The 18,209-nt window shown below is 71.1% G+C and carries 21 protein-coding genes; 14 read left to right on the forward strand and 7 right to left on the reverse strand.

Annotation, left to right across the window (positions count from 1 at the left end):
* Positions 1-43: 43 nt before the first annotated feature.
* Entirely contained in the window at positions 44-1,111 is a 1,068-nt protein-coding gene (locus ACYQ1K_RS10155; protein WP_459982803.1) for a threonine aldolase family protein, read from the reverse strand.
* Entirely contained in the window at positions 1,108-2,421 is a 1,314-nt protein-coding gene (locus ACYQ1K_RS10160) for a DUF6421 family protein (RefSeq protein ID WP_459982805.1), read from the reverse strand. Before ACYQ1K_RS10160 ends, ACYQ1K_RS10155 begins: the two co-directional genes overlap by 4 nt.
* A gap of 143 nt (positions 2,422-2,564) precedes the next feature.
* Here ACYQ1K_RS10160 and ACYQ1K_RS10165 point away from each other — a divergent pair, with 143 nt between their 5' ends.
* The 3 genes from ACYQ1K_RS10165 (at position 2,565) to ACYQ1K_RS10175 (ending at position 5,276) form a co-directional block, all read left to right on the forward strand.
* Entirely contained in the window at positions 2,565-3,143 is a 579-nt protein-coding gene (locus tag ACYQ1K_RS10165; RefSeq protein WP_459982807.1) for a YqgE/AlgH family protein, read from the forward strand.
* 22 nt (positions 3,144-3,165) lie between these two features.
* Positions 3,166-3,465 (forward strand): DUF3039 domain-containing protein, encoded by a 300-nt coding sequence (locus ACYQ1K_RS10170; RefSeq protein ID WP_459982809.1) that lies wholly within the window; start codon positions 3,166-3,168, stop codon positions 3,463-3,465.
* 110 nt (positions 3,466-3,575) lie between these two features.
* Complete coding sequence (locus ACYQ1K_RS10175) at positions 3,576-5,276, forward strand: DEAD/DEAH box helicase (RefSeq protein ID WP_459983018.1); 1,701 nt, start codon at positions 3,576-3,578, stop codon at positions 5,274-5,276.
* A 25-nt stretch (positions 5,277-5,301) separates the two neighbouring features.
* On the opposite strand, the gene ACYQ1K_RS10180 is transcribed toward ACYQ1K_RS10175, so the two are convergent.
* The 5 genes from ACYQ1K_RS10180 to ACYQ1K_RS10200 form a co-directional block, all read right to left on the reverse strand.
* Complete coding sequence (locus ACYQ1K_RS10180) at positions 5,302-6,555, reverse strand: MFS transporter (protein ID WP_459982811.1); 1,254 nt, start codon at positions 6,553-6,555, stop codon at positions 5,302-5,304.
* Positions 6,556-6,569: 14 nt separating this feature from the next.
* Positions 6,570-7,022 carry a MarR family winged helix-turn-helix transcriptional regulator gene (locus ACYQ1K_RS10185; protein WP_459982813.1) on the reverse strand — a complete coding sequence of 151 codons (453 nt, stop codon included), beginning with the start codon at positions 7,020-7,022 and terminating at the stop codon, positions 6,570-6,572.
* Between the two features lie 86 nt (positions 7,023-7,108).
* Positions 7,109-8,347 (reverse strand): MFS transporter, encoded by a 1,239-nt coding sequence (locus ACYQ1K_RS10190; RefSeq protein ID WP_459982815.1) that lies wholly within the window; start codon positions 8,345-8,347, stop codon positions 7,109-7,111.
* A gap of 39 nt (positions 8,348-8,386) precedes the next feature.
* Positions 8,387-8,971 (reverse strand): nicotinamidase, encoded by a 585-nt coding sequence (locus ACYQ1K_RS10195; RefSeq protein ID WP_459983019.1) that lies wholly within the window; start codon positions 8,969-8,971, stop codon positions 8,387-8,389.
* 17 nt (positions 8,972-8,988) lie between these two features.
* Complete coding sequence (locus tag ACYQ1K_RS10200) at positions 8,989-10,278, reverse strand: nicotinate phosphoribosyltransferase (protein WP_459982817.1); 1,290 nt, start codon at positions 10,276-10,278, stop codon at positions 8,989-8,991.
* 18 nt (positions 10,279-10,296) lie between these two features.
* Here ACYQ1K_RS10200 and clpS point away from each other — a divergent pair, with 18 nt between their 5' ends.
* The 11 genes from clpS to rdgB all read left to right on the forward strand — a co-directional run bounded on the left by clpS (position 10,297) and on the right by rdgB (position 18,203).
* Positions 10,297-10,590 (forward strand): ATP-dependent Clp protease adapter ClpS, encoded by a 294-nt coding sequence (gene clpS, locus ACYQ1K_RS10205; RefSeq protein WP_459982818.1) that lies wholly within the window; start codon positions 10,297-10,299, stop codon positions 10,588-10,590.
* The gene (locus ACYQ1K_RS10210; RefSeq protein WP_459982820.1) at positions 10,587-11,168 is read left to right on the forward strand and encodes a DUF2017 domain-containing protein; all 582 of its coding nucleotides are present in this window, start codon (positions 10,587-10,589) and stop codon (positions 11,166-11,168) included. The genes clpS and ACYQ1K_RS10210 overlap by 4 nt, the downstream gene beginning before the upstream one ends.
* 79 nt (positions 11,169-11,247) lie before the next feature.
* Positions 11,248-11,685, forward strand: a complete 438-nt coding sequence (locus tag ACYQ1K_RS10215) for a M67 family metallopeptidase (protein WP_459982823.1) — start codon at positions 11,248-11,250, stop codon at positions 11,683-11,685.
* Between the two features lie 52 nt (positions 11,686-11,737).
* Positions 11,738-12,016 carry a MoaD/ThiS family protein gene (locus ACYQ1K_RS10220; RefSeq protein ID WP_459982825.1) on the forward strand — a complete coding sequence of 93 codons (279 nt, stop codon included), beginning with the start codon at positions 11,738-11,740 and terminating at the stop codon, positions 12,014-12,016.
* 43 nt (positions 12,017-12,059) lie between these two features.
* Positions 12,060-13,025 (forward strand): PLP-dependent cysteine synthase family protein, encoded by a 966-nt coding sequence (locus ACYQ1K_RS10225; RefSeq protein ID WP_459982827.1) that lies wholly within the window; start codon positions 12,060-12,062, stop codon positions 13,023-13,025.
* Between the two features lie 93 nt (positions 13,026-13,118).
* Positions 13,119-13,949, forward strand: a complete 831-nt coding sequence (gene murI / locus ACYQ1K_RS10230; RefSeq protein ID WP_459982829.1) for a glutamate racemase — start codon at positions 13,119-13,121, stop codon at positions 13,947-13,949.
* Positions 13,946-14,761, forward strand: coding sequence for an MBL fold metallo-hydrolase (locus ACYQ1K_RS10235; RefSeq protein WP_459982831.1), 816 nt, complete (start codon positions 13,946-13,948; stop codon positions 14,759-14,761). The genes murI and ACYQ1K_RS10235 overlap by 4 nt, the downstream gene beginning before the upstream one ends.
* A 168-nt stretch (positions 14,762-14,929) precedes the next feature.
* Complete coding sequence (locus ACYQ1K_RS10240) at positions 14,930-15,865, forward strand: ABC transporter ATP-binding protein (RefSeq protein WP_459982832.1); 936 nt, start codon at positions 14,930-14,932, stop codon at positions 15,863-15,865.
* Positions 15,862-16,671, forward strand: a complete 810-nt coding sequence (locus ACYQ1K_RS10245) for an ABC transporter permease (RefSeq protein WP_459982834.1) — start codon at positions 15,862-15,864, stop codon at positions 16,669-16,671. Before ACYQ1K_RS10240 ends, ACYQ1K_RS10245 begins: the two co-directional genes overlap by 4 nt.
* 201 nt (positions 16,672-16,872) lie before the next feature.
* Complete coding sequence (gene rph, locus ACYQ1K_RS10250) at positions 16,873-17,601, forward strand: ribonuclease PH (protein WP_459982837.1); 729 nt, start codon at positions 16,873-16,875, stop codon at positions 17,599-17,601.
* The gene (gene rdgB / locus ACYQ1K_RS10255) at positions 17,598-18,203 is read left to right on the forward strand and encodes an RdgB/HAM1 family non-canonical purine NTP pyrophosphatase (RefSeq protein WP_459982840.1); all 606 of its coding nucleotides are present in this window, start codon (positions 17,598-17,600) and stop codon (positions 18,201-18,203) included. Before rph ends, rdgB begins: the two co-directional genes overlap by 4 nt.
* Positions 18,204-18,209: the final 6 nt, after the last annotated feature.

Below are 18,209 nucleotides of genomic sequence, written 5' to 3' on the forward strand. Positions count from 1 at the left end.
CGGGCTACTCGACCAGCGAAGCCGACGGGCTGCTCGGCTCGGGCTACTCGACCAGCGAAGCCGCGCGGACGGCGTCGGCGAATGCGTCGACGTCGTCCTCGCTCAGGTCGAAGCTGCACATCCACCGGGCGACGGGGCGCTCGGCGTCGGACTCGTCCCACAGGTAGAACGGAAACCGCGGCTGGACCGCGTCGACCACGGTGCGGGGGAGTCGGACGAAGACCGCGTTGGCGTCGACGGGCGCGGTGACCTCGACGCCCTCGATGCCGGTGACCGCCGCGGCGAGCCGAGCGGCCATCGCGTTCGCATGTGCCGCCCCGCGCAGCCACAGGCCGTCGGTCACCATCGCCTCGAGCTGCGCGGAGATGAACCGTGTCTTCGAGCTCAGCTGGGTGGCCAGCTTGCGCAGGTAGAGGACGCCGCGGACCCGCTCGGGGCTCAGCACGACGATGGCCTCGCCGAAGACCATCCCGTTCTTCGTGCCGCCGAAGGAGAGCACGTCGACCCCGGCGTCGCGGGTGAAGGACCGCACGGGCGCGCCGAGCGCCGCCGCGGCGTTGGCGATCCGAGCGCCGTCCATGTGGACGCTCATCCCGAGCCCGTGAGCGTAGTCGGCGAGAGCCTTGATCTCGTCCGCGCTGTAGAGGGTGCCGAGCTCGGTGCTCTGGGTCAGCGACAGCACCGTCGGCTTGGCCCGGTGCTCGTCCTCGAAGCCTCGAGCCTCCCGGGCGACCAGCTCGGGCGTCAGCTTGCCGTGCTCGGTCGGCACGGCGAGCAGCTTGAGTCCACCGATCCGCTCCGGCGCGGCGCACTCATCGGTGTTGATGTGCGCGACGTCGCTGCAGATCACCCCCGACCACCGGTCGGTGAGCGCCATGAGGCTGACGACGTTGGCACCGGTGCCGTTCCAGACCGGGTAGACCTCGATCCCGTCCCCGAACAGCGGCGCGAAGACCTCCGGCAGGGCGGCGGTGTAGGCGTCGGCGCCGTACGCGCTCTGGTGCCCGCCGTTGGCCGCCGCAAGCGCCGCCAGCACCTCGGGGTGAGCGCCGGCGTAGTTGTCGCTGGCGAAGGAGATGCGCGAGGGATCGTGGCGGACGGGGATCGTCATGCCGTCATCTTGCCGGTGACGCCTCGCGTCGACTCGACGACCCCGCCCAGCTTCCGTGCCAGCGTCTCGTAGAACATGCTGAGCGGGAACTCGTCGGGCAGCACGTCGTCGACGAGCTGGCGCGGCGGCACGCTGAAGTCGAGCTCCTCGCGAGCATGGGCCCACTTCGAGCCGGGGTGCGGGGACAGGTACGTCGACACGAGCTCGTGGCCGGCGATCCAGTGCACGACCTTGGGCCGGTCGATGCCGTCGCGGTAGAACCGCTGGATCTCCTCGCCGAGCTGCGAGGTCAGCTCCCGGGCGCGGTCGAAGTCGATGCTGAGGTGGTTGTCGGTCCACCGAAGGGCATCGTGCTGGTGCAGGTAGACGAACAGCAGCTGCCCACCGAGGCCGTCGTAGTTGCGCACCCGGTTGCCGCTGACCGGGAACCGGAACAGCCGGTCGAAGAGGACGGCGTACTGCACGTCCTCGGCTTGTGCCAGGCCCTCGCCCGCCAGCGTCACCGCCTCCCGGAACGCGGTGAGGTCGCAGCGCAGCTCCTCGAGGCCGTACATCCAGAACGGCTGGCGCTGGCGGATCATGAACGGGTCGAACGGGAGGTCCCCGTGGCTGTGGGTGCGGTCGTGGATGAGGTCCCAGAGGACGAAGGCCTCCTCGCAGCGTGCCTGGTCAGCCAGCAGCTCGCGGGCCTCGTCGGGCAGCTCGAGCCGCAGGATGTCCGCAGCGGCGGCGGTCACCTGGCGGAAGCGGGCGGCCTCGCGGTCGCAGAAGATGCCGCCCCACGTGTAGGACGACGGCGTCTCGCGCACCGCGACCGTCTCCGGGAAGAGGACCGCGGAGTGCGTGTCGTAGCCGGCGGTGAAGTCGTCGAAGCGGATGGGCACGAACATGGGGTTGTCGTAGCGCGTCGCCTCCAGGTCGGCGAGCCAGTCCGGCCATGCCTCGTGGATCAGCAGCGCCTCGAGGTTGCGGTCGGGGTTGCCGTTCTGGGTGTACATCGGGAAGACGACCAGGTGACCACGGCCGTCGGCGCGGCCCTTCGAGGGGTGGAAGGCTGAGAGCGAGTCGAGGAAGTCCGGCGCGCCGAGACCCTCATCCGCCCAGCGAGCGAGGTCGGTCTGCAGCGCCGTGAGGTAGGCCGCGTCGTGCTCGAAGTGCGGTGCGAGCTCCGCGACCGCGCCGCGGATCGTGTCGACCAGTCCGACCGGTCCGCCGGGGGCGGAGCCGTCCGCCTGCTGGTGGCGGCGCAGCTCGCTCGTTGCGTCACGCAGGCGGAGCCAAGCGGGGTGCTGGCGAAGATCTTGCGTCATGAACCCTCCTGGGCCGTAGATCGTCCTGCCAGGAACCCTATTGCATGGAAGGTCACCGGTCCAAGCGTGGCGCGATCCTGAGACGGGGGTAGCGGTCCTCCGACGCCTCGCCAGGGCGTGGCCGGCGCAGGCATGATGGGGGCATGCCAGGCGACGACGGAGGGGGTGCCGGCCTCGCGGCCGGCATGCTGCTCGTGGCCACGCCGGCCCTGCTCGACCCGAACTTCGCCGAGACCGTCGTGCTCCTCCTCGACGTGGACGACGACGGTGCTCTCGGCGTGGTGCTCAACCGGCCCTCGCCCGTCACCGTCGCCGAGGTGCTCGGCCAGTGGAGCTCCGCGGTCACCGAGCCGCACGTCCTCTTCCACGGCGGACCGGTCGGGACCGACGCCGCCCTCGCGGTCGCGCTCCTGCGCGACCCGGCCGACGTCCCCGTCGGCTTCCGGTCCGTCCGAGGATCCCTCGGCCTGCTCGACCTCGACACGCCCACCGAGCTGCTCGCCGGCAGCCTCGCCCGGTTGCGGATCTTCGCCGGCTATGCCGGCTGGGCCCCCGGGCAGCTCCAGTCCGAGGTCGGGGAGGGCAGCTGGTACGTCGTGCCGGGCGAAGCGGTCGACGCCTTCCGCGACGACACCGACGTGCTGCGCCGCGACGTGCTGCGACGTCAGCCGGGCGAGCTCGCCTGGCACTCGACGAGGCCTGCCGATCCCGACCTGAACTGACCTGCCGGGTTAGGCTACGGGCATGGGTTTCCTGGGCTTCGGTGACAAGGGCGGCACCGCTCTGGACGAGCGGGTGCGGGAGGATGAGCGCACCGTCCCGACCGACGAAGGCGACCACGACCGCTTCTCGCACTATGTCGAGAAGGACAAGCTCACCGAGGCGATGGTGATGGGCACGCCGGTGGTCGCGCTGTGCGGCAAGGTGTGGGTGCCGAGCCGCGACGGCACGAAGTTCCCGGTCTGCCCGGAGTGCAAGGAGATCTGGGAGGGCCTCTCCGACGGCCCCGAGGACGGCTCCGACAACCCCGGCTCCGGCGAGTGACGGGCGCGCGCCCGACCGACGCCGCCTCTCCCCACGCACTCCCACCGGCCTGGCCGGAGCGGGCGGCGTGGGGCACGGCGACGTCCCTGCGTGCCTGGCAGCAGGCGGCCATGACGGCGTACTTCTCCGACCTGCCGCGCGACTTCCTCGCCGTCGCCACCCCGGGCGCGGGCAAGACCACCTTCGCCCTGTCGGTGGCCAGCGAGCTGCTCGGACGACGGATGATCGACCGGATCATCATCGTGGCGCCCACCGAGCACCTCAAGACGCAGTGGGCCGAGGCCGCGAGCCGCGCCGGCATCCCGATCGACCCGACCTACTCCGCCGGTCAGGGCAAGACGTCGGCCGACTTCCTGGGCATCGCGGTCACCTACGCGGGTGTCGCCGTCAACCCGCTCGCCATGCGCATCCGCACGGAGCGCTTCAAGACGCTCGTCATCCTCGACGAGGTCCACCACGCCGGTGACGCGCTGTCCTGGGGCGAGGGCGTCCGTGAGGCGTTCGAGCCCGCGGCGCGGCGGCTGGCGCTGACCGGCACGCCGTTCCGCTCGGACGTGAACCCCATCCCGTTCGTCACCTACGCCCCCGGCGAGGACGGCATCCCTCGCTCGGTGGCGGACTACACCTACGGGTATGCCGAGGCGCTGCGCGACCACGTCGTCCGCCCGGTCCTCTTCATGGCCTATTCCGGCCAGATGACCTGGCGCACGCGTGCCGGCGACGAGATCGCCGCGCAGCTCGGTGAGCCGCTCACCAAGGACATGATCCAGCAGGCGCTGCGCACCGCCCTGGACCCGAAGGGCTCGTGGATCCCGGCCGTGCTCGCCGCCGCCGACAAGCGGCTGGTGGAGGTGCGCCGCCATGTCCCCGATGCCGGCGGCCTCGTCATCGCGACCGACCAGGACTCCGCGCGTGCCTACGCCAAGACGCTCAAGCAGATCACCGGGGAGTCGGCGACCGTCGTGCTCTCCGACGAGAAGGCGGCCTCGAAGAAGATCGCCGCCTTCAGCGCCGACGACAGTCGGTGGATGGTCGCGGTGCGGATGGTCTCGGAAGGCGTCGACGTCCCACGCCTGGCGGTGGGCGTCTATGCCACCACCACCTCGACCCCGCTGTTCTTCGCCCAGGCCGTCGGCCGCTTCGTGCGGTCGCGCTCGCGCGGTGAGACCGCGAGCGTCTTCCTGCCGTCGGTGCCGGGCCTGCTGGGCCTGGCCGCCGAGCTCGAGGTCGCCCGCGATCACGTGCTGGGCAAGAAGATCGCCGACGAGGGCGACATCTTCGCCGCCGAGGATGCGTTGATGGCGCAGGCCAACGCCAGCGAGTCGGCCAGCGACGAGGAGGTCGGCCTGCCCTTTGAGGCGCTCGGCTCCGAGGCCCGCTTCGACCGCGTCCTGTTCGACGGCGGCGAGTTCGGCCACGCCGGGGAGGTGCAGGTCGGGTCGGAGGAGGAGATGGACTTCCTGGGGATCCCCGGCCTCCTCGACCCCGAGTCGATGAAGCAGCTGCTCCGCCAGCGCCAGGCCGACCGGGCGAAGGAGCAGAAGTCTCGCGCCGTGGCGAGCGAGCAGGCCCGCGAGCGGGCCGCCGACTCCCTCGCCGACGTGTCGACCCACGAGCAGCTCGCCACGCTGCGGCGCGAGCTGAACGGGCTCGTCGCCGCCTGGAACCACCGCACCGGGCAGCCCCACGGCATCACGCACGCCGCGCTCCGCAAGGAGTGCGGGGGCCCGGCGGCCGCGGTCGCCAACGCCGACCAGCTCCGGACCCGCATCGAGCGGATCCGTGACTGGGCCGCTCGCAAGTCCTCCTGATTCGCCGAGCCTCGGGGCGTGAGGGTCAGTCGACGTCGGCCGTCTCGAGGATCTCGGCCTCCTCGGCGCTGCCGTGGACCGGCGCGCTCGTGCTGGGGACGAAGCGACGGAAGCTGAGCAGCAGCACCACCGCGAGGAGCGTCGCTCCCGCGCCCATCCAGAACGGCGCGTGGATGTTGTGCTCGAGCAGCTTGCCGGCGAGGTAGGGGCCGACCGAGGCGCCGGCGAAGCGGACGAAGGAGTACGCCGCGGAGGCGACCGGCCGCGGCACAGGAGCCGAGCCCATGACGAGCGTGGTGATCACGGTGTTGTTGATGCCGAGGAACGCGCCGGCGAGGATGACGCAGACCACGATGACCGCCTTGTGCTCGGTCCAGATCGCCATGACCGAGAGCAGTGCCGCGAAGCCTACGAGAGCGACGACGATGGTCGCGACCGTGCCGATCCTGGCCTCGATCCACGGGGCTCCCCAGATCGAGAAGAACGCGAGCAGCAGGCCCCAGCCGAAGAAGATCCAGCCGACGTTCGAGGCGCTGGTCTGCAGCGGGAACGGCGCGGCCAGCATGAGGGTGAAGAAGCCGAAGTTGTAGAGCAGCGAGGTCAGGGCGACGACGAGAAGGCCCGGATACTTCAACGCTCTGATCGGGGCGGCGATCGAGATCCTCGGTCCTCGGACCGGGATCGACGGCAGGAAGATCGCGGTCGCGAGGAGCGCGATCATCATCAGCGCGGCGACGCCGAAGAACGGCGCGCGCCAGGAGATCGAGCCGAGCTGGCCGCCGACGATCGGGCCCAGGCCGATGCCGATGCCGAGCGCGGACTCGTAGAGGAGCACGGCCTGCTTGAGCGAGCCGGCGGCGAGGGTGACGATCGTCGCCAGCGACGTCGCGATGAAGAGGGCGTTGCCCAGACCCCAGAAGGCGCGCGCGATCACGATGCCGCCGATGCTGTCCATCGCGCCGGCCACGGCGGAGAACACGACCACGAGCACGAGGCCGGCGATGAGCGTCCGCTTCGCGCCGATGCGGCTGGAGACGAAGCCGGTGATCAGCATGGCCACACCGGTCACGGCCATGTAGGACGTGAACAGAAGCGAGACCTGGCCAGGGGTGGCGTGCAGGTCCTTGGCGATCGAGGTGAGGATCGGGTCCACGAGGCCGAGACCCATGAAGGAGATGACGCAGGCGAAGGCGACGGCCCAGACGGCGCGTGGCTGCTGGAGGAACGAGCCCCGCTCGGGTGCGGAGGAGGGCGTCGGGGTGGCGCGGACGGCGCTCATCGAATCCTTTCGGCTCAGGTGCCCCTCTCCGCGTCATCGACGGCTCCCGACTCGAGGAGGTCGCGCAGGACCGACACCGTGGTCGCCAGCTCCTCCTCGGTCCGGTTGTGTGCTCGCAGCCGCTCGCTGATCGTCGTCGCGTAGATGTCGCGCAGCGTCGAGAGCGACTCGCGGCCCGCATCGGTGAGGCTGACGACGCTGCTTCGCGCATCCTGCGGGTTCGGCTCCTTGCCGACCAGACCGCCGTCGACCAGTTGGGCGACGGCGGCCGACATCGTCGGCTGGGAGCAGCGGTCGAGCTTGGCGAGCTGGGTCACCCCGAGGGGGCCGTGCTCGTCGAGCAGCGACAGCACCCGCGCCCCGGCAGGGACGTCGTGCGTACGGCGCAGCGCACGCACCAGTCTGGTCGTGTAGATGACCAGATCGGTGCTCAGTGCGAGCGAGGCGTGGGTCAGGTGCGAGTACATGAGGTCGATTGTACGGAGTCCATAGGGAGACTATGTATCTTGACGAACCCCATCGTACGCCGCCTCTGACGGATTGCGAAAGATCCTCACGCCGCCGGTGTGGAGACCGGCAGCGGCGCCGGCCGCGCGAGTTCGCGCACGGGCGCCGAGACCAGGGTCAGCAGGGCGATGGCGACGAAGAGACAGCCGCCGACGGTGAGCACCTCGCCGATGCCGTACAGACCGGCGAGTGGGCCGAGCGCCAGCTGACCCACCGGGACGGCGGCCAGGGAGCCGAGCTGGTCGTAGGAGTAGGCCCTCGACAGCATCTCGTCGGGCACGTTCTCCTGCATGGCGAGGTGCCAGCCGAGGATGAAGACCTGCACGCCGACGCCTGAGACCAGGCAGGCCGCGACGAGGGCCCCCGTCGAGGGCCAGGCCCCCAGCACGATCATCGGGAGCCCGAAGGCGGCCAGGGCCAGCAGACCGGTGACCAGGGGGCGCTCGAGCCGCCACCTCATCAGCGCCACGGTGGCTCCCAGCGCGCCGAGCGCCTGCGCCGACATCGCCAGGCCCCAGCCGCCGGCGCCGATGGCGGTGCCCTCGGCGCGGATCGGGCCGAGCGCGGTCAGACCCCCCTCGGCGAGGGCGTTCAGGATCGCGCAGGCGGACACGACCAGCCACAGCCACGTCGTCCTCCGGAAGAACTGCCACCCCTCGCGCAGCTCCTCGAGCATCGTCGCGTCGGTCGTGATGGCCGGCGGCAGCGAGACGGGCAGCAGCAGCGCCGCGGCGAGCAGCGAGGTGACCGCGTCGATGAGCAGCGCCCAGCCGGCGCCTGCTCCGACCACCAGCGCGGCGGCCGCGCTCGGCCCGATCACCATGAGGGAGGCGCGCGTGAGCGAGAGAAGCGCGTTGGCCTGCTGGAGCTCCTCGCGCCGGACCAGCTGCGGGACGATCCCGTTCATCGCGGGCAGCCCGGGCGCGACCACCAGGCCGTTGAGAGCGGCGAGCACGACGAGCGACCACAGCTCCGCATGCCCGCTGAGCACCAGCAGGGCGAGCCCTCCGCGGACGAGGCCCGCCAGGAGGTTCGACCCCTGCACGACCCGCTGCCGGCCCCAGCGGTCGGCGAGCACGCCGCCGAGCAGGAGGAGGACGACGAGGGGGATCGTGTACGCCGCCAGCACGATGCCCAGTGAGGTCGTGCGGTCATCGACGGCGAGCACCGCGAACGCCAGCGCGACCGGGGCCATCGTCGTGCCCGCCAGGTTCACCGACCGTGACAGGAAGTACCACCGGAAAGCGGGTGCACGAAGAGGAGACATCGCCGAGATCGAGGTCACCACGGGACCTTAACCTGCCGGCACGGGTCGGGCCAGGGGTCAGGCCACCCTCACGCCCGCCCTCATGAGCTCCTCGATCGCAGCTGCCGTCGACTCGGGGGCGACCCCGACGGAGAGCTCCGCCAGGAGCGTGACGGCGAAGCCCTCGCGGACCGCGTCGAGCGCGGTGGCCCGCACGCAGTAGTCGGTGGCGATCCCGCATACGTCGACGTCGGTCACCCGCCGGGCGCGCAGCCAGTCGGCGAGCCCGCTGCCGTCGGTCGAACGCCCTTCGAACCCCGAGTACGCCGCCGCGTGCTCGCCTTTGGTGAAGATCGCCTCGAACGGCTCCGGGTCGAGGTTGGGGTGGAACGCCTCGCCGTCGGTGCCGACGACGCAGTGGGCGGGCCAGGAGTCGCGGAAGTCCGGCTCCCGGGAGAAGTGGCCACCGGGGGAGATGTGGTGGTCCTTGGTCGCGACGATGTGGTCGTACGCCGCAGCGCCCGGCAGCCCCGCCGTGCGCGCATGGAGCAGCGTGGCTATGTCGCTGGCGACGCGCGCACCGCCCGCCACCGGGAGGGACCCGCCCTCGCAGAAGTCGTTCTGCACGTCGACGACGATGAGCGCGCTGGCCATGCTCGACAGAGTAGACCGGCCCGCCCTCACTCGAAGAGCGTCGGGATGACCGGCTCGCCCTTGCTCATCGACTGCGCGGCCACGGGCAGCTCCGCCCGCGCCGCGGCGTGCCGCTCGCGTGCGGCCTCGAGCGGCTCGCGGCCCAGGATCTCGCCCTCGCGCACGAGCGGGACGAGCAGGGGACGGTCGTCACCGTCGTCGGCGGGCACGGCGCCGATGCCCACGACCTCGGCCTGCGCGACGCCGGCGGCCGAGCGTCGCCGCAGCGCGTGCTTGCGCCCCCCGATCGAGACCTTGTCCGTGCTCCTCTTCGCGACCGAGACCAGCTCGCCGTCAGCGCCCTCGCGAGCGACGAGCTTGTAGACGAACCCGCTGGTGGGGTGGCCGCTGCCGGTGACCAGCTCGGTGCCCACGCCGTAGCCGTCGACGGGTGCGGCGGCCAGCGCGGCGATCGCGAACTCGTCCAGGTCGCTCGTGACGATGATCTTCGTGTCCGTCGCCCCGAGGGAGTCGAGCTGCTCGCGCACCGCGATCGCCAGCACGCCGAGGTCGCCGGAGTCGATCCGGACCGCGCCGAGCTTCGTGCCGGCCACCTCGACGCCCAGCCGCACCGCCTCGGCGATGTCGTAGGTGTCGACGAGCAGGGTGGTGTCCGCGCCCAGCGAGCTCACCTGCGCGCGGAAGGCCTGGTCCTCGGTGTCGTGCAGGAGCGTGAACGAGTGCGCGCTGGTGCCGGTCGTCGGCACGCCGTACCGCTGACGGGCGGCGAGGTTGGAGCTCGCGGTGAAGCCGGCGACGTACGCCGCCCGCGCGGCCGCCACGGCCGCTTGCTCGTGGGTGCGGCGCGAGCCCATCTCGATGCAGGGCCGCTCTCCGGCGGCCATCGTCATCCGCGACGCCGCCGAGGCGACGGCCGAGTCGTGGTTGTAGATGGAGAGCAGCACCGTCTCGAGGAGGACCGCCTCGGCGAAGGTCGACTCGACGACCAGCAGGGGGGAGTGGGGGAAGTAGAGCTCGCCCTCCGGGTAGCCCCAGATGTCGCCGGTGAACCGGTAGTCCGCGAGCCAGGCGAGCGTCGGCTCGTCGACCACCCCGTCCAGGGCGGCGAGCGTGTCGGCGTCGAAGCGGAACGCCTCGACCGCGTCGAGGGCACGGCCGACGCCGGCGACGACGCCGTACCGTCGCCCCTCGGGCAGGCGGCGGCCGAAGAGCTCGAAGACCGAGCGGCGAGCGGCCGTGCCGCCGGCCAGCGCGGCCTGCAGCATGGTCAGCTCGTAGTGGTCGGTCAGGAGGGCTGTCGAGTCCACGGGCGCCATCGTGGCACGATGGTCGTCATGTCCGCGCCGAGCCCGGTGGAACTCGACGAGCCTGTCACCGATGACGTCACCGTCCCGACCACCCCGTGGATCACGGTGGTCTGGAACGACCCGGTGAACCTCATGTCCTACGTCACCTTCGTCTTCTGCAAGTACTTCGGCTACTCCAAGAAGAAGGCCGAGAAGCTGATGCTCGAGGTGCACGAGGACGGCCGGTCGGCGGTGAGCTCGGGCACGCGCGAGGAGATGGAGCGCGACGTGCAGGCCATGCACGAGTACGGCCTGTGGGCGACCTTGGAGAAGCAAGAATGACGGGGTTCACCCGGCACCGGCGCAGCGGCCTGGTCATCGCGAACTTCACCGGCTTCGAGGCAGACCTCCTGCGCTCGCTCGCCGGTCAGCTCGTCGAGCTGCTCCGCAATGAGTCGGCCGCCCCGGTCGAGCAGGACCCGCTGGAGGCCTTGCTCGACTTCTCGGGGCCGACCACCGAGCCCGACGACCCGGTGCTCGCGCGACTCTTCCCGACGGCCTACCGCGACGACGAGGAGGCGGCCGGGGACTTCCGCCGCTTCACCGAGGGGAACCTGCGCGACGGCAAGGCGGCGTCCGCGACGGCGATCATCGACGGGCTGGAGGACGCCGGGCTGCCCCCCGAGCTGACCGAGGACGGCCTCATGATCGATGTGGAGCTCGACGAGCCGACGGCCGAGGCGTGGATGCGCTCCTTCACCGACATCCGACTCGCTCTCGCCACCCGGCTCGAGGTCGAGGAGGGCGACGAGACCTACTGGGCGTCCCTGCCCGACGACGACCCGCGCGGGCAGGCCCACGACATCTACGACTGGGTCGGCTACCTCCAGGAGACCCTCGTCGAGGCGCTCTCGAGCTGAGGCGGCCACGTGAGCCTCGTCACGTCCGGCTTCCGGGCGGCGTGAGGCGAGCAGGTGCCCCTCGCCTAGGCTGGTCGCCGTGCTGACCATCTCCCAGGCGACGTACGACGCCATCGTCGCCCACGCGAAGCGTGACCACCCGGACGAGGCCTGTGGCATCGTCGCCGGGCCGGAGGGCAGCGACCGTGCCGAGCGCGTGGTCGAGATGGTCAACGCCGCCGGGAGCCCCACCTTCTACGAGTTCGACAGCACCGAGCTGCTCGAGCTCTACAAGTCGATGTGGGCAGCTGACGAGGAGCCGGTGATCGTCTACCACTCCCACACGGCCACCGAGGCCTACCCGAGCGTCACCGACGTCAAGCTGGCGAGCGAGCCGAACGCCCACTACGTGCTGGTCAGCACCCGCGAGCACGGCAACGACGAAGGTCCGGTGGAGTTCCGCTCCTACCGGATCGTCGACGGCGAGATCACCGAGGAAGAGATCCAGGTGGTCACGGCGTTGAGCACCACCGAGTAGCCGAGCAGATCGACTACCGAGCACACCGAGTCAGGCCCACCAAGGAGAGACCATGGCCATCGAGGTCCGCATCCCGACCATCCTGCGCACCTACACCGCCGGCGAGAAGTCCGTCAGCGGCGACGGAGGCACGCTCGCCGCGCTCATCGACGACCTCGAGTCGAACCACGCGGGCATCAAGGACCGGCTGATCGACAACGGCGACCTGCGCCGCTTCGTCAACATCTACGTCAACGACGAGGACGTCCGCTTCCTCGGTGGCCTCGAGGCCGAGCTCAAGGACGGCGACCAGGTCGTCGTGCTGCCGGCTGTCGCCGGCGGCGCCCGCTGAGGCCCCGACGCCGCCTTCGGACCACTCGACCGACGAGGGAGACATGACGCGCTACGACAGCCTCATCGCCTCGGTGGGGAGCACCCCACTGGTGGGGCTGCCGCGCCTGTCTCCAGGTCTGCAGCCGAACGGGACCGATGTCCGGCTGTGGGCCAAGCTCGAGGACCGCAACCCGACCGGGTCGATCAAGGACCGTCCGGCGCTGCGGATGATCGAGCAGGCCGAGAAGGACGGACTGCTCCGTCCCGGCTGCACCATCCTGGAGCCCACGTCGGGCAACACCGGCATCTCGCTGGCGATGGCGGCCAAGCTCAAGGGCTACCGGATCGTCTGCGTCATGCCCGAGAACACCTCCGAGGAGCGTCGCCAGCTCCTGCGCATGTGGGGCGCGGAAATCGTCTCCTCGCCCGCGGCCGGCGGCTCCAACGAGGCGGTGCGGGTCGCCAAGCAGCACGCCGCCGAGCACCCCGACTGGGTGATGCTCTACCAGTACGGCAACGCCGCCAACGCGCTCGCCCACGAGGAGGGCACCGGCCCGGAGCTGCTGGCCGACCTCCCCTCGATCACGCACTTCGTCGCCGGTCTCGGCACCACGGGCACCCTCATGGGCGTCTCGCGGTTCTTCCGTCGCGCCAAGCCGGACGTGCGCATCGTGGCCGCCGAGCCTCGGTATGGCGAGCTGGTCTACGGCCTGCGCAACCTCGACGAGGGGTTCGTCCCGGAGCTCTACGACGCCGAGCTCATCGACACGCGCTTCTCGGTCGGCCCGCGCGATGCCGTCCGGCGCGTGCGCGAGCTGCTCGAGCTGGAGGGCATCTTCGCCGGCATCTCGACCGGCGCGATCCTGCACGCCGCTCTCGGGCAGGCGGCGAAGGCGGTGCGCGACGGCGTCTCGGCGGACATCGCGTTCGTCGTGGCCGACGGCGGCTGGAAGTACCTGTCCACGGGTGCCTACGAGGGCACGATCGACCAGGCGGAGGAGTCCCTCGAGGGCCAGCTCTGGGCGTAGGTCCCCGGGACCGGCCGTCAGGGCGTGGGCGCACTCACAGCCCCGACATCGTGCGTCAGCGGTGCCCAGCGCCTAGCCTTTCCGCTTGTGCACGTGCCGAGGTTGGAGCCGACCCTCCCCGTCGACGTCGACGCGCCCATCGGCATCTTCGACTCCGGGTTCGGTGGGCTCACCGTCGCACGCTCGGTCATCGACCAGCTGCCCCACGAGTCGGTCCTCTACGTCGGCGACACCGCCCGTGCGCCGTACGGTCCCAAGCCGATCGCCGAAGTGCGTGAGTACGCGTTGGAGTGCCTCGACCACCTCGTCGACCAGGGCGTCAAGGCGCTGGTCATCGCCTGCAACTCGGCCAGCGCCGCGATGCTGCGCGACGCGCGGGAGCGCTACGACGTGCCCGTCACCGAGGTGATCCTGCCGGCGACGCGTCGAGCGGTGGCCGCGAGCCGGACCGGCCGGATCGGGGTCATCTGCACCCGCGCGACCGCGGAGTCGATGGCCTACGACGACGCCTTCGCCGCCGCCCCGCACGTCGAGCTGCATACGCAGGTGTGCCCGCGTTTCGTCTCGTTCGTCGAGGCGGGCGTCACCAGCGGCGAGGAGCTGCTCGCGGTGGCCCACGAGTACCTCGACCCCCTCACCAGCGCTGGCGTCGACACCCTGATCCTCGGGTGCACGCACTACCCGCTCCTCACCGGCGTCATCTCGTATGTCATGGGCGACAACATCACGCTCGTCAGCAGCGCCGAGGAGTGTGCGAAGGACGTCTACCGGATGCTCGCCGGCACCGGCCTGATGCGCGAGTCGGGCGTGCCGACGTACCGCTTCCTCACCACCGGCGCGCCCGAGGCGTTCGAGACCATCGGCCGCCGTTTCCTCGGCCCGGAGATGGTCGCCGCATCGCAGTTCGTGGGAGGACTCGCATGAGCCAGCACCCGACCGGGTCGCCGACCCCGTCCGCCGCGATGACGCTCACGATCGTGGGCTGCTCCGGGTCCTATCCCGGACCGGACTCGCCCGCGAGCTGCTACCTGGTCGAGGCCGTCGGCAGCGACGGCAACGGCGGCAGGCGTACATGGCGGCTGCTGCTCGACCTCGGCAACGGCGCGCTCGGGGCGCTGCAGCGGTACGCCGACCCCCTGGCCATCGACGCCGTCCTCCTCTCCCACCTGCATGCCGACCACTGCATCGACATGACCTCCTACTACGTGCTGCGCAAGTACCACCCCAGCGGCCAGCAGCCGCCCATCCCCGTGTGGGGCCCGAAGGGGACCGCTCGCCGGCTCGCGCGCGCCTACGACCTGCCGCGCAAGCCGGGCATGGCCGAGGAGTTCGACTTCCGCCGGCTGCGCAGCCGCTTCGACGTGGGGCCGTTCCGGATCACGCCCGTCGAGGTCGACCACCCCGTGCCGGCGTTCGCCTTCCGGGTGGAGGTGGCCGGCACCGTGCTGGCCTACACCGGCGACACCGGGCCGACCGAGGCGCTCCTCGGGCTCGCCGAGGGCGCGGACCTGCTCCTGGCCGAGGCGTCGTTCCGCGAGGGCGACGACAACCCCGCGAGCCTGCACCTGACCGGTGTCCAGGCTGGTGACGTCGCCGCCAAGGCCGGCGTGAAGCGACTCGTCCTCACCCACGTCCCGCCGTGGCACGACAGCAACGGCATGCTCGCCGAGGCGGCCACGTCGTTCGAGGGCCCCGCCGAGCTCGCGGTCGCCGGGGCGGTCTACTCGCTGCCTTGACGCGGGCGGCCGGCTGACTGTTCGTCGAGGTAGGCAGCCGAGTCGTCACCTCCCGTGCGGAACTCCGCGAGGGACGTGTCGGTCCGCCTGCATACCTCGACGAGTCAACACGCGGACTCGCCGCCTGTCGGTTGGGCGTCGCGGCCGAGACACGGCAGGGTAGGGCCCATGATCAAGGTCGAAGGACTGACGAGGAAGTACGGCGCGTTCACGGCCGTCGACGACGTGAGCTTCGTGTGCCAGCCCGGTCGGGTCACCGGCTTCCTGGGGCCCAACGGCGCCGGCAAGTCGACGACGATGCGGGTCATGGTGGGGCTGACGCCGCCGACGAGGGGTCAGGTGATGATCGGCGGACTGCGCTACCACGACATCCCGAACCCGGGCCGCCACGTGGGGGTGCTGCTCGACGCGTCGGCCCAGCACGGCGGCCGGACCGGCCGGGAGGTGCTCACCCTCGGTGCGATGACGATGGGCCTGCCCGAGTCGCGCGTGGACGAGATGCTCGAGCTGGTCTCGCTGACGAAGTCGGAGGCCAAGCGGCGCATCCGCAACTACTCGCTCGGCATGAAGCAGCGCCTCGGCATCGCGCACGCCCTGCTCGGCGACCCGCAGGTCCTCATCCTCGACGAGCCGGCCAACGGACTCGACCCCGCCGGCATCCGCTGGATGCGCGGGCTGCTCAAGTCCTACGCCGACCGCGGCGGCACGGTCCTGCTCTCCAGCCACCTCCTCCACGAGGTGGAGCAGATCGCCGACGAGATGATCCTCATCGGCAACGGACGCATCGTCGCCCAGGGTGACCGGACGACGCTGCTCGCTGGAGCCGGCCCCGCCCAGACCCTGGTGACCTCGCTCGACAACGCCTCGCTCGCCGCCGCGCTGCGTGCCAAGGGCGTCGCGGTCGAGACGGCCGGCGAGGGGCTGCGCGTCCACGCCGCCACCCCGGACGTCGGGCGCGCCGCGCTCGAGGCGCAGATCGTGCTCACCGACCTCCGCGACGGCGGTGCGGGCTTGGAGGACCTCTTCCTGCAGCTCACCGCCGACACCCAGCGTGAGGCGCCGTCCTCGCTCCAGGCTCCGACCCCCGAAGGGACCGTCGCATGACCACCGCCTCCAGCGGCGCCGCGCCGCTCGTGCTCGACGTCACCGACACCGCGCCGGTTCCGTTCGCCCGGCTCGTCAACGTCGAGTTCCGCAAGGCCCGCGACACGAGGGCGAGCTTCTGGTTGCTCGCTGCCATCGGCATCCTGGTCGTCGGTGCCGAGGCGATCGCGCTGATCGTCACCACGGTGAACGACCAGAAGATCCAGTTCGGAGACTTCACGGCCGTCGCTGCCTTCCTGACGTCCGTGCTGCTCCCGGTCCTCGGGATCATGTTGGTGACCACCGAGTGGACCCAGCGGTCGGCGATGGTGACGTTCACCCTCGAGTCCCGGCGGTCCCGCGTCGTGCTCGCGAAGCTCGTCGTCGGGGTCCTCCTGACGTTGGCGACCATCGTGCTCGCGACCGCCATCGGTGCGCTGTGCACCGTGCTCTACGGGCTGTTGAACGGCCACGCGGACTGGCACTACGGGTGGGACGGGTTCTTCGGCTTCATCATCAACCAGAACCTCGCGATGCTGACCGGCTTCGCGCTGGCCTCCTTGCTGCTCAACACGGCCGCAGCCATCGTCATCTTCTTCGTCTACACCTACATCCTGCCCGGACTGATCGCCCTCGGGGCGCACTACATGAGCTGGTTCGACAAGCTCGCTCCGTGGATCAACTTCGACGCCGCGCGGGCCGAGCTCTACACGCTCTCGTCCATGACCGGCAAGGAATGGGCGCATCTCGTCGTGTCCGGGTTCGTCTGGTTGGTGATCCCGTTCGTCATCGGGCTGCGCCGCATCCTCCGCGCCGAGGTCAAGTAAGCCGGGAACGCGAGCGGCCGCGGGTGCGCCGGGGGCGCGAGCGGCCACCGGCCCGCCCATGCGCCCCGCGGGGGCGACTCGCCGCGGCGTACGGCGTGTCGTGCGAATCCGGCGCAGCGGCGGGCCGGGCGGCGGGGGATCCGCGGCCGCGCCGGGCGGCACCCCGGGGGCGGCGCAATCGTCGCCGATAGGGTCGCGGGTATGACGACGACCCGCGCGGACGGCCGCGCCGACGACGAGCTGCGCCCGATCACGATCACCCGCAACTGGCTCGACCACGCTGCGGGTTCGGTGCTCGTGGAGTTCGGTCGCACTCGTGTGCTCTGCGCCGCCTCCGCCTCCGAGGGCGTGCCGCGGTGGCGCAAGGGTTCGGGCCTCGGCTGGGTGACGGCGGAGTACGCGATGTTGCCGGCGTCGACCAACACGCGTTCGGACCGTGAGTCCGTCAAGGGCCGGATCGGTGGCCGCACCCACGAGATCTCGCGGCTCATCGGCCGGTCGCTGCGGGCGGTGATCGACTACAAGGCGCTGGGCGAGAACACCATCCAGCTGGACTGCGACGTCCTGCAGGCCGACGGCGGCACGAGGACCGCCTCCATCACGGGTGCGTACGTCGCCCTCGCCGACGCCGTCGCCCACCTGAAGGCAAGAGGCGCGCTCACGGGCGAGCCCCTGACCGGATCGGTCGCCGCCGTCTCGGTGGGGATCATCGACGGCGTTCCGCGGCTCGACCTGCCCTACGAGGAGGACGTGCGGGCCGAGACCGACATGAACATCGTCATGACGGGGAGCGGCAAGTTCGTCGAGGTGCAGGGCACGGCCGAAGGGGCGGCGTTCGACCGCACCGAGCTCGACGCCCTGCTCGCGCTCGGTGAGAAGGGCTGCGCCGACCTGACGCGCCTGCAGAGCGAGGCGCTGGAGCGCGCATGACGCAGGTGTTCGTCGCATCGCGCAACGCCAAGAAGATCGCCGAGATGGAGCGGATCCTCGCCCCCCTTGTGCCGGGAGTCGCGGTCGTCGGCCTCGATGACGTGGCGTTCTACGAGGAGCCGGTCGAGGATGCGCCGACCTTCGAGGGCAACGCCCTGATCAAGGCGCGCGCCGGCTTCCTCGCCACCGGCCTGCCGTCGGTCGCGGACGACTCCGGTCTCTGCGTCGACGCGCTCAACGGCATGCCGGGGGTGCTCTCTGCGCGCTGGAGCGGGCGACCCAAGAGCGACGAGCGCAACAACCAGCTGCTTCTCGATCAGCTGACCGACGTGCCCGACGCTCGCCGGAGCGCGCACTTCGCCTGTGCGATCGCGTTCGTCTGGGCCGAGGGCGAGCTGGTCCTCGAGGGGCGCATGGACGGTCGCGTCATCCGTGAGGTCCGCGGGAGCGGCGGGTTCGGATACGACGTGCTCTTCGAGGCCTCCGACCATCCCGGACTCACGACGGCCGAGCTCGCGCAGGAGGAGAAGGACGCGATCTCGCACCGGGGCAAGGCGCTGCGGGAGATCGGTCCTCACATCGCCGACGCCCTGGCCGGCTGAGGGTCC

This window comes from Nocardioides sp. AN3 (assembly GCF_054653495.1).